Raw genomic sequence first — 10950 nt, forward strand, 5'->3', positions numbered from 1 at the left:
AGCGGCGATGAATGATGACTATATGATGCAGATTCTCAAATGCTTGTGTCAAGCCTGATTAAGATGCTCTTACCCTGGCTATGATACGAATAAAAGCTTTTGTGCATATAGCTAAATAATGAATCAGTTGATTTAACAAGATTTAAACTAAAGCCCCTGTTAGTTTTGCCAGTTCCGGTGGAAAAGAAAATGAGTTGGTCGCTCAAGGGTTTAGAGTTGCTGTGGGATCGGGTAGTTGCCCAGAAAATGTAACCCGTTAAATGAGACTTGAGAACCTATGGAAGAAGTGCGATCGCCCAGTCGAATTGGATGCTATTAAGTTGGAAAAAAACATCTAAATCTAAGGGCGATCGCTCACCTCAACCATTGCCTTTACAAGACCTCCGATTTCCGTGGCTACCTTAATGAAACCTGTCTTAATCATAGGCAGAAGGATTCTTAAGGCAGTTGACTGTACACCAAAACCATATCTGAAGCATCACATACTTGACTTTCGGTGACTTGATTAGGCCGCGTTGAGTAGGCAATAGCCTGCATATGTTTTATGCGCGCTTGAAAAGTCTTCTCAAATGTGTGCTGTTGAGCAAACTTCAGCGACTTGAACGACATCGATTTAATTTCTTCCCGGTTGTGGCTGAGTTCTGCAATTTTCTTCGCCATCTGTTTAGGCTGATTCATTGGCACAACCCATCCTGTCTCCGACATTTCTGCAATTCCCTGAAATGCTTCGTTAGCATACCCAATAATCGGCACGCCAGCAGCCATAGTTTCTATGTAAGTACAAGAAGGATCGCCCTGTCGGTGACAGCAAACAAACAAATCAATATTGTTCTTAACAAAGGGGAAAAAATCAGTTTTAAAGTCAGGCACTCCGAGCATTTTCACGCAATCATTAAGTTGATTTGCAGCTATTTGCTGGTGCATCATCTCTTCTAAGTCACCAATACCACTGATGAACATTTCAAATTTCACCTTCAGTTGTTTGAGTTCTCTAGCTACCTCAAGTAAATGATCGGCTCCTTTCATCTTAATTAGGCGACCTGAGAATACTAGCCGCAGAGGCATATCTTGAGAGCGGTTTTCAGTGCGCCCTTCAATGTCAGCTTCTGTTGCTAACATATCTTCTCTGATCCGCGTGTCCAAGAACAACTGTGGGTTGCGATTGAGATGCTTGTATTCTTGGTAGGTAGGAGTGCCGTTGCACTGCAATCCATCTGCCATTGCGATCGCCTTGCGCTGCTTATATTCCTGACTGTAAGTCCAGATGATTCTCCGCAAGCGGATCAGGGGATTGCGCGTACTCACATTCACGATCTGTTTGCGAGTTTTCAGACTGTATTCGGAAACGTAAATACACGGTACTCCCGCTATTTTACACACTTTACTGATATGGTTCTGTCTGTATTCCGGGGCTGCCAATACCAGCGCACTCTGATGCTGATGTAGTAAAGCTGGGGTGATTTTATCAAAAGAAATTATTTCCAGTTTGAATGGCAATTCATCAAGTTTGAATATTTTTGCATCCATCTGGTCGTTGTCTTCTTTCGTTTCTTCCATCATCACAGTAATTGAACCAGACCAATACGTGGCTAACTCACGAACTGCTTCTATCAATTTGCGGGTCAGTAAAACTTCATTGTTTGGCAAAAACTTGGCTTTTAGTGGCTGTACGATTGTCAGATTGTTGTTAGTAAGCATAGGTTAGGTTCTCCCTGATTTTAAGTTTTTACTGTTGATGCGGTAGTGAATCTTGGCTGTATTTGGCAAGGGGTTTTGATCGCTCTATATAACAGACATCTACCGAATTTAAATTTCGCCGCCTGATACGAGAAGCATTTCAGACTCGGTTTCGGAGATATCTAGTACTTAAGATGGAGCCAGCAACTGGATTAGACCTGTATTATTTAAGGTGAGGTCTGTTTGATATGTCGCCATCATCTGCGATCTACGTATAAGTGTCAATAACCTTTTCCGAGCTTTACTCAATCTTTATAATTGAGCTGTCAATTATAAAGAAGAGCGCAATTTTAGGGTTAGTTTGGTTAAAATAAGGGCTTCTCTAAGTATTTCTGCTTAAGTAGAATCATTCAACTTTTTCTAACTAGCAAGAATGAGCGCGAGTTCCGAATACGGCAAAACCAATGCTTTAAACCATAGAGTTATAACCAACTTATTTAAAGTTTACATAAATACATATTTGGTAACATACAAATTATATTTTTTTACAATTAACAAGGCAAAGGAGAAGGGGTAAAAATTTTTTTACCCCTTCTCTCTCCGCTAATGCGAAGCCTTGATGCTGAACTTTTCTTTAATAAACCGGATATAAAGGTGCTTGAAAACCGACTTCACCACGCGGGGCATACCAAAGTCGATCGGCATCATGCTTTCCGGCAACTTCCAATCCGAAACTTTGAGAGTTTCTGGCTGCAAAAGCGGAAAATCAATCGCTTCTAAATTCGAGCAAAGTCCCAATCTCATCGCCGCAGCTACAGTGGGAACCGTCGCCGCATCAGCATTAATAATTTCAACTAAAGTTCTGTCCAAAGCAAACACATCATTAGACGCTGCCAAAATTCCCAAAAACTTAGGTTCGCCGCCGCTTGGCCCGTTACCTTCGTGACCAATAATTCCATCCAAAATCGTCAAGTTTGGGTTAATTGCCCGGGCAGTTTCTACCAGCATTTCACCGAATCTGGCGGTATCTTTGCCAGCTTCCATGTGCCACCAAGCCTTCATTTTGCCGGGGACGCAGCCGAACAAATTTTTTACGCCCATGGTCACCGTTAATTGAACGTGAGATTTTAGTTTTGGTAAATTAATCACTACATCCGCTTCCATTGCTTCTTTGCAAATTCGCAGATGATTGAAATCTTCGCTGACAGTTTCGTAGCGTTTGCCTTGAAACTCAACTACTGGCAAATTCAGTTCTTCCAACAGTGGTAAATAACCGTTGGCTTTGGCTACACCCATGGCGCTACCAAAAGCTGGACTATCACCTAAAAATGGTTTTCCTCCCGCTTCAATCACCATTTTAGCGACGCAGTAAACCAATTCCGGGCGGGTGACGCATTCTTTTGTAGGGCGAGAACCGGTGAGGAGATTGGGTTTGAGTAAAACCCGATCGCCAGATTTGACAAAAGCCGAGATTCCGCCCCAGGGTGCGAGCAAACTTTCTAAAGATGTTTGCAAGATTTGGCGATCGTATGAGTTGGCACGAATTAAACTAACAGCAGACATAATTATGAATTAATTTGTAATTGGCGATCGATTGGGAATAATCTCAATGTAACGCACGCAAGGATCACCCTGCTTAGGGCGATCCGCGCGCACCTTACCAAGAATAATCTCAATACAAATGAGTCCTAAGTATCCATCGGCAATCTACCAACAGCAGCCCGCTGCATGGTACTAACTCGCAGCGAGTTAGAGAATACTCCTTGACCTTGCAGTTCAGGGATAGCAGGTTTAACTTCAACTTTCACCAAACGGGCAGTGCAGATAAAAACCGTTTGATCGACTAAATGAAAAGTCAACCAAGGTTGATTTAACAAATGCAGCACTTCCTCTTGAAATTCTTGTGCAGGCATCGGGATAGTAAATGTTTCCGTGTGACCTTCCACATAATGAAATGTCACTTGAGTTGTGTTCTCTTTATCTTGAGTTAATTTGCCAAAAGAACCTGCGCGCATAAATCTTGCTCCCAAACTTTAGACTATAAAAAAATTCAGAATTAAATCTAAAAAATTGAATTCTGAATTCTTTAATTTTAACCTGTGACAGCCATTAGGCTGAACTCAGAAGACAGAATGCTGAATTAAATCAAGTTCAGCCTTCTAGTTTCTAGCTGATACCTTCGATATCCTAAACGTTAGCAGAAGATACTGGCATCGCACTCATTTTCTCTAAATCTAGAACTTTTGCCAAGTCTTCTGCACTCATTAAACCCCGTTCTAGCACAATTTGCCGCAAAGATTTGCCTGTTTCTAGAGATTCTTTAGCGACAGCGGCGGCGTTGAGATAGCCGATGTGAGTGTTGAGGGCGGTAACGAGGGCGAGACTGCCTTCTGCGTAAGCGAGACACCGATCGCCCTTAGCTTCAATTTTGGCGAGGCATTGTGTAGTCAAAGCGCTGATGGTATTGCCCAAAATTTCGATGCTGTGAATGAGATTATAGGCAATCAGGGGCATCATCACGTTCAATTCTAATTGTCCCGCTTGGGCGGCCAGGGCGATCGCGCTATCATAACCCATAACTTGAAAACAAACCATCGATGTCATTTCTGCCATCACAGGATTGTATTTTCCCGGCATAATTGACGAACCAGGTTGCACAGCAGGCAGTTGAATTTCTTTCAAACCCGTTTTCGGCCCGGAGTCCATCAAACGCAAGTCGTGAGAGATTTTAACGCAATCCTGAGCGAGATTTCGCAGTGCACCGGACACATTTACAAACGGTGCCATACTCTGCATAGCAGCCATTAAATGCCTTGCTGGTTTTAGGGGGTGGTCGATTAATTCTGAGAGAATTTCAGCAACTTTTTGAGAGTATTCAGGGTGAGTATTTAACCCTGTTCCTGCCGCACTTCCCCCCAGTCCCAGCGATGTCAAATCATCGGATGCCCTGTCAATTCTCAAGGTATGTTCTCTGAGAATTTGCGCCCAAGCGCCGAAGGTATCGCCGAGTCGAACTGGCACAGCATCTTGTAGGTGAGTGCGGCCAGATTTAACAATATCTTTGAATTCTTCTGCTTTGTTTTCTAGGGCGACTACGGCATCCGATAAAGCCGGAAACAGAGTTTTTTCTAACGCCAACAATCCGCCGATCCGAATTGCAGTCGGAATCACATCATTTGTCGATTGACCGTAGTTTACATGATCGTTGGGACTAACGCGCTTGTAGTTACCTTTTTCCTCGCCCATAATTTCCAAAGCGCGATTTGAAAGAACTTCATTAACATTCATGTGGTGAGAAGTTCCGGCGCCGGCTTGGTAGACATCAACTACAAATTGGTCGCGCAATTTGCCCGCTAGGATTTCATCTGCTGCTTGGACAATTGCTTGACTGATGTCTTCGGGAATGCAGCCGAGTTCGCCATTGGCGATCGCCGTTGCTTTTTTAATTAAAACACAAGCATCAACGTATGTTGATAAAGGCTTAATGCCGCTGATCGGGAAATTTTCAATAGCCCTTAGAGTTTGGATGCCGTAGTAGGCATTAGATGGGATTTGTTTGTCTCCCATCGAGTCGCTTTCGGTGCGGTAGCTGAGGGTTGGGTGTTCGCTCATATCGCCTTGTTTGTGATAATTGGGAATTGGGATTTTTTTTAACACTGCTGACTGTCACTGCTGTTTGACCGCACCTGCGTGTCCCGTAAAACAGCAGTCACAATTGTAAATAATTATCTCACACTCCGAGTTAAATCTCAAAGCTCAAATTTTAAATTAAGATTTTTCCCCTAAATTTTTGCAAGAGTATTTGTGAACTCCGAGTTTTTTCTTTCGCCTAATTCTTTACTTTATTAGATAAAATCTGCCTGTTTAACAAGAAAGATTAAACCATGCTTGTGATTTTTGTAACAAAAATTCAAATTACCAAGTGGGGAAAGTTGTTATAGTTGATAGCACAAACAATTTTGCAGCAGGCGAATTGCCAAAAATTATGCCGCGTTACCAAACCCTAGATAATGTTCCTAACCTCCAAGAGGCACTCGAAGGAATAATAGTTGAAGATTTGAAAAAGCTGAATGCACTGTTGTCGGGCGATCGTAAATTAACCCGCAAAGCTGACCTGGTTGCTGGGATTAAAGAGCAAATGCAGGGACAAAAACTCAAGCAAGTTTGGGCGCAATTAGACGACCTGCAAAAAGCGGCAGTAGCGGAAGTTATACATGGGTCAGGTGGTTGCTATGATGCCGATGTATTTGTGGCGAAATACGGACAAGAACCAAACTGGGGAACAAGCGATCACTATGGATACAACCGAGAACCCTCCCTACTATGCTTGTTCTTCTACGGCACTGCGATACCCTACGATCTTGAAGAAAAATTGCTGAAGTTTGTGCCAAAACCTCAAGCAACTTCCTTAAATCTGGTTGGCGATGTACTGCCAGATAATTTTATTGTTCGTGTAGAAAAACGTAACTTTCGTACATCTCAAATAGAGGTATCCGAGTACGAACTTCCCTTGACAATTTTTGAAATGGAACGGGCAGCCTCAAAGGATTTGGAAGCAGTTTTGCGTCTGATTCAGTCGGGCAAAGTTGCCGTTAGTGAGAAAACTGCATTACCTGGTGCCGCAACTCTGAAAGCGATCGCCGCCGTATTGCAAGGGGGTGATTTTTATAACGACGAACAGCGCCAAGCTACCTTGGAAAAGGGCGATATATTCTACGAGGTTGGTAACATCAAATCCTTTGCTTGGGCCGCGATCGCCCAAGCGAGCAAATTCGCCGAACAATCTGGCAAAAAGCTAGTTTTGACCAAAGCGGGACAGAAAGCTTTGCAAGAATCACCTGCCAAAGGATTGCAGACAGCATGGAAGCGCTGGTTAAAAACAAACTCTTTTGATGAATTTCGCCGCATTGATGCGATTAAAGGACAAACAGGCAAGGGCGCGCGCGGCATGACAGCGGTGGCGGGGCGGAGAGAGGCGATCGCCTCCATGCTAACAGAATGTCCTGTCGGTAAATGGATTCTGTTTAGCGAATTTAGCAAGTATCTGTTGGCAACGGGCAATCGGTTTGAAGTAACGCGCGATCCAGACAATCTCTATATTTCTGAATTTGGGTATGGTAACTTAGGATATTCCGGCAGTCACGATTGGCATATCCTGCAAGAAAGATATATGCGCTGCTTGTTGTTTGAGTATGTTGCTACCCTGGGAATAATTGATGTTGCCTATGTCGATCCGTCCCTCGTACCCAGCGATTTTGACGATCTTTGGGGAACTGACGATTTGAGATTTCTCAGCCGCTACGACGGCTTAATGTCTTTTCGCCTGACAGCTTTAGGGGCTTACTGTTTGGGATTGACTCACAATTACACCCCGCCAGCAATTGAGTTCCGTCAAACACTCCGCGTACTGCCGAATTTAGATATTGTTGTAGCCGGAGAAGGCATCGCGGCATCAGATGCGATCGTCCTCGATCTATATACTAAAAAAGTTTCAGATGTCGTCTGGCAACTCGATCGACAAAAGCTATTTACCGCCATTGAAGCCGGATACCCGCTAGCAGAATTTCAAGAAGTTTTAGAGACAAGAAGTATCGAACCGCTACCCGAAACCGTACAGCAATTTCTGACGGATGTTACAGAACGATCGAATAGTTTGCAAGATGCAGGAACTGTCAAGTTAATCGAATGTAAAAACGCCCATTTAGCAGTGTTGATTGCCAATGATTCCCGTACCAAAAAATTCTGTCAGCTAGCTGGCGCTAGCACTTTAGCAGTTCCATTATTCCAGGAAGCTAAATTTCGCAACGCCCTGCGGCAGATCGGCTATGTCTTACCCCAGCGGGATAAATAGTAAGATCGATCGATTTTAGATTTTAGATTTTAGATTTTAGATTGTCATCAGTCAATCGATTTTAGATTTTAGATTTTAGATTTTAGATTGTTATCAGTCAACAGTCAACAATCAACAATCAACAGTCAACAGTCAATCGATTTTAGATTTTAGATTGTCAACAGTCAACAGTCAACAGTCAACAGTCAACAGTCAACAGTCAACAGTCAACAGTCAACAGTCAACAATCACCTGACGGTGCAACCGGAATTGATATTATCTGCGATCGCAACAACCTATGAATTATGCTCCCGAAAATGCTTTGATCGTGCAAAGCGATCGATCGATCTTACTAGAAGTTCACGCTCCCACAGCACAACAGGCGCGAGAAGCGATCGCCCCCTTTGCAGAATTAATCAAAAGTCCCGAACACATCCACACCTATCGCATCACGCCCCTCAGCGTGTGGAATGCGCGGGCGGCGGGAATGCCAGTTGAAGAGGCGATCGCAGCTTTGCGAAAGTATGCTAAATATGACATTCCTGAGTCGGTAGCGCAGGAAATCGAATTGCTTGGTACGCGCTACGGATTGACGGTAATTGAAAGGATTGATGCGGAAAATCCCGATTTACAACTGCGGATTACCGATCGCCCGCTGACGGAGTTGTTAGTGCGGGACGAGCGCGTAAAACCGCTGTTAGGTAAGCGGATTTCGGATCTTTGTTTTCAAGTCGAAGCGGGGAATCGCGGCGTACTCAAACAAGCTTTGCTAGCGGTGGGTTATCCGGCGGAAGATTTGGCTGGATATGTCGAGGGTGCGGAATTGGCAATTGCATTGCGCGATCGAACTTTGGGCGACTTACCCTTTAATTTGCGTACCTATCAAAAAGAAGCTGTAGAGGCATTCTATCAAGGCGGAGAGGTAAGAGGTGGCAGTGGTACGATCGTCCTACCGTGCGGGGCTGGTAAAACCATAGTCGGGATGTTAGCCATGAGTTTGGTAAAGCAAAAGACACTCATCCTCACCAGCAGTTTGACTTCAGTGCACCAGTGGCGCAGGGAAATATTAGACAAAACAAGTTTAACTGAGGATGCGATCGCTGAGTACAGCAGTGTCACCAAACAGACGGCTGCTGTCACCCTATCAACTTACCAAATGCTAAGTTATCGATCGAATAAAGATGATGAATTTCCACATTTCGAGTTGTTTAACGCCCAATCGTGGGGACTGATTATTTATGATGAAGTCCATCTATTACCTGCACCGATATTTCGGATTACTGCTGAATTACAAGCACGACGCAGGTTAGGTTTAACTGCGACATTGATTCGCGAAGACGGGAAAGAAGGGGATGTGTTCACGCTAATTGGCCCCAAGCGCTATGACGTACCTTGGCGGGAATTGGAAGGACAGGGATTTATTGCCACTGCTAATTGTACCGAAATCCGCGTCGCCCAAAATGAGGCGGAAAAAATGGAATATGCCCTAGCGCCCCGCCGCAATCAGTTTCGGATTGCTGCGGAAAATCCGGGTAAGTTGGATGTGGTGCAAAGTTTGTTGCAAAAGGAGGCGGGACACCGTATTTTAATTATTGGTGAGTTTCTGGAACAGTTGGATGCGATCGCCAAAATTACCGAATTGCCTCTGATTACGGGGAAGACAAAACAGGCAGAGCGCGATCGGCTATACGAAGCATTCCGTCACAAAGAGATTCCCGGATTAATTCTATCTCGCGTGGGCAATTTTGCCGTCGATTTACCCGATGCCGATGTGTTGATTCAGGTATCAGGAAAGTATGGTTCTCGCCAAGAAGAAGCGCAGCGCCTCGGACGAATTCTCCGCCCGAAATCTGACGGACATACTGCGAGTTTTTATACATTAGTCTCGCTACAAACTTGCGAGGAGGATTTTGCGCGACACCGCCAACTATTCCTCACCGAACAGGGATATAATTATACGATCGAGGTTCGAGGTGATGGTTAGTCAGCGTTGCGTATTCGTGTTTTTTATGATTTGAATAGCTGTATTTTTCTAGGATATTGGAAAATGGCGATCGGAAGCAGTTGCGGGCGATAATGCTCCGCATCGCTAGCGCGATCGTGTTTCACCTGTCGGGAAAAAATCTAATGCTCCGGTTGAGTGGCTACAAATAACTTTTGCATCACCACCAATATCTTTCGGTAGTCCACTCCAACCGGGTTGTTAGACCACCGCGATCGCCACTTGACGCTGTTATTGTCCGCGTCCTGGTTTGCAATCTGCAAAACCTAATGCCTCTGTGTCAAGGAAACTAGCGATCGCCATCTCAATGACTGCTTCGATTGGGTATTCAATTTCAGCAGCACGAGCAATTAGGGCAGCACGAATTCGTTCAGGAAAACGTCCTAAAATAACTTCGGCATCAGCGAGGGAAAGTTGCTCTTGAAGTTTGGCTTGCATGGCATTTACATCTCAGTTGGAATTTGGACGTTGTAAGGGGGTTCAGCAGCTCTTAGAATTATGGCTTCTAGCTCCAATAGTAACGCAGGGTTCTGCCAGTGAGAAATTGTCTGTACTGCAATCCGTATGTCTTCATCGCTATATTTATCGAGCCATGCCCACAAAAAAGCTTTGTGCCCACCACTGAAGCGACCTCGTAAGCTCTTGGTTTTACCGATGTAGAGCAATCCATCAGTTCTGTGCCTGATTGCATAAATGCCAGGACGCGCAGGAATGCTCTCAAACCCACGGGTCAAGGGTTGACATTGCTCAAAAGGAATGAAAGCAATCGCGTCTAGAATTCTTCGCGCTTGGATTTGTAGGTCAGAATCATTCGTTGGCATGAAAGCAAGAGGGCTAATTGCACAGAAATCATAATCCCACAAATTCTGTTACAACCCTCATCAACTAGGGATGGTTCCCTGCGTGATCGCACAGATTTGGCGATCGATCCCGAGCTGATTTGATCCTTGGCCGTGCCTGTGTTTTTCTAGGATATGGGAAAGGGGCGAGCGATCGAGTTTTACCTGTCGGTAAAAAATGTAACGTTCGCACTCACTGGACGCTAGTAACCTCTGCATCATAACCGATCAACTAACTCTCTGCGGTCGGTGTGCATGGGCGTTGTTAGACACCATTTGAGCTAGATGGTGTTACAGTTGTTGCATCATCTAGCATACGCATTAATAAACTTGCAAAACCTAGAATCTCAAAAGTTTTTATTTGATCAGAGGTCTCCAAGAAACGATGGCTGAGTGGATTCTTAAAAATACCGATTGCGCCTCGGTACATAGAGTGTGCTGCCTCCTGTTCTGCTTTTACTAAACTAAAAGTGAGCTTTGGTTCATTAGGATTCATAACCTTTGAAACCAGATTAACTCCTAGATCATAGGACTTACGCATTGACAAAAAACATGATCTATGCACTCTCGGTCATAGCATCACTCTGAAGGTTCGCCAAAAT

Annotated in this window: 9 protein-coding genes; 2 read left to right on the forward strand and 7 right to left on the reverse strand. The window is 44.4% G+C overall.

Annotated elements, in window-relative coordinates; all coding sequences use genetic code 11:
- Positions 1 to 438 precede the first annotated feature (438 nt).
- The 4 genes from QUA40_RS25480 to QUA40_RS25495 all read right to left on the reverse strand — a co-directional run bounded on the left by QUA40_RS25480 (position 439) and on the right by QUA40_RS25495 (position 5289).
- A complete protein-coding gene (locus QUA40_RS25480; RefSeq protein ID WP_333131054.1) occupies positions 439 to 1698 on the reverse strand; it encodes a glycosyltransferase in 1260 nt (419 codons plus the stop codon).
- Between the two features lie 582 nt (positions 1699 to 2280).
- Positions 2281 to 3240, reverse strand: a complete 960-nt coding sequence (locus tag QUA40_RS25485) for a DUF362 domain-containing protein (RefSeq protein WP_333131056.1) — start codon at positions 3238 to 3240, stop codon at positions 2281 to 2283.
- Positions 3241 to 3365: 125 nt separating this feature from the next.
- Positions 3366 to 3692 carry a hypothetical protein gene (locus tag QUA40_RS25490; RefSeq protein ID WP_333131058.1) on the reverse strand — a complete coding sequence of 109 codons (327 nt, stop codon included), beginning with the start codon at positions 3690 to 3692 and terminating at the stop codon, positions 3366 to 3368.
- 172 nt (positions 3693 to 3864) lie between these two features.
- The gene (locus QUA40_RS25495) at positions 3865 to 5289 is read right to left on the reverse strand and encodes an aspartate ammonia-lyase (protein ID WP_333131060.1); all 1425 of its coding nucleotides are present in this window, start codon (positions 5287 to 5289) and stop codon (positions 3865 to 3867) included.
- A gap of 373 nt (positions 5290 to 5662) precedes the next feature.
- Here QUA40_RS25495 and QUA40_RS25500 point away from each other — a divergent pair, with 373 nt between their 5' ends.
- Positions 5663 to 7528, forward strand: coding sequence for a hypothetical protein (locus QUA40_RS25500; protein ID WP_333131061.1), 1866 nt, complete (start codon positions 5663 to 5665; stop codon positions 7526 to 7528).
- 277 nt (positions 7529 to 7805) lie between these two features.
- Positions 7806 to 9491 (forward strand): DNA repair helicase XPB, encoded by a 1686-nt coding sequence (locus tag QUA40_RS25505; protein WP_333131062.1) that lies wholly within the window; start codon positions 7806 to 7808, stop codon positions 9489 to 9491.
- Between the two features lie 249 nt (positions 9492 to 9740).
- On the opposite strand, the gene QUA40_RS25510 is transcribed toward QUA40_RS25505, so the two are convergent.
- The 3 genes from QUA40_RS25510 to QUA40_RS25520 form a co-directional block, all read right to left on the reverse strand.
- Entirely contained in the window at positions 9741 to 9947 is a 207-nt protein-coding gene (locus tag QUA40_RS25510; RefSeq protein ID WP_006631417.1) for a hypothetical protein, read from the reverse strand.
- 5 nt (positions 9948 to 9952) lie between these two features.
- A complete protein-coding gene (locus QUA40_RS25515; RefSeq protein ID WP_333131063.1) occupies positions 9953 to 10372 on the reverse strand; it encodes a GIY-YIG nuclease family protein in 420 nt (139 codons plus the stop codon).
- 241 nt (positions 10373 to 10613) lie between these two features.
- Positions 10614 to 10889 (reverse strand): TIGR02391 family protein, encoded by a 276-nt coding sequence (locus QUA40_RS25520; RefSeq protein ID WP_333131065.1) that lies wholly within the window; start codon positions 10887 to 10889, stop codon positions 10614 to 10616.
- Between the last annotated feature and the right edge of the window lie 61 nt (positions 10890 to 10950).

This window comes from Microcoleus sp. Pol11C3, from assembly GCF_036701485.1.
In the GTDB taxonomy this organism is placed as follows: domain Bacteria; phylum Cyanobacteriota; class Cyanobacteriia; order Cyanobacteriales; family Microcoleaceae; genus Microcoleus.

Excerpts from the sequence above, each read along its gene's own strand:
- QUA40_RS25520 (WP_333131065.1), bottom strand. The coding sequence starts at position 10,889 with ATGCGTAAGTCCTATGATCTAGGAGTTAATCTGGTTTCAAAGGTTATG.
- QUA40_RS25500 (WP_333131061.1), top strand. The coding sequence starts at position 5,663 with ATGCCGCGTTACCAAACCCTAGATAATGTTCCTAACCTCCAAGAGGCA.
- QUA40_RS25490 (WP_333131058.1), bottom strand. The coding sequence starts at position 3,692 with ATGCGCGCAGGTTCTTTTGGCAAATTAACTCAAGATAAAGAGAACACA.
- QUA40_RS25505 (WP_333131062.1), top strand. The coding sequence starts at position 7,806 with ATGAATTATGCTCCCGAAAATGCTTTGATCGTGCAAAGCGATCGATCG.
- QUA40_RS25495 (WP_333131060.1), bottom strand. The coding sequence starts at position 5,289 with ATGAGCGAACACCCAACCCTCAGCTACCGCACCGAAAGCGACTCGATG.
- QUA40_RS25485 (WP_333131056.1), bottom strand. The coding sequence starts at position 3,240 with ATGTCTGCTGTTAGTTTAATTCGTGCCAACTCATACGATCGCCAAATC.
- QUA40_RS25480 (WP_333131054.1), bottom strand. The coding sequence starts at position 1,698 with ATGCTTACTAACAACAATCTGACAATCGTACAGCCACTAAAAGCCAAG.
- QUA40_RS25510 (WP_006631417.1), bottom strand. The coding sequence starts at position 9,947 with ATGCAAGCCAAACTTCAAGAGCAACTTTCCCTCGCTGATGCCGAAGTT.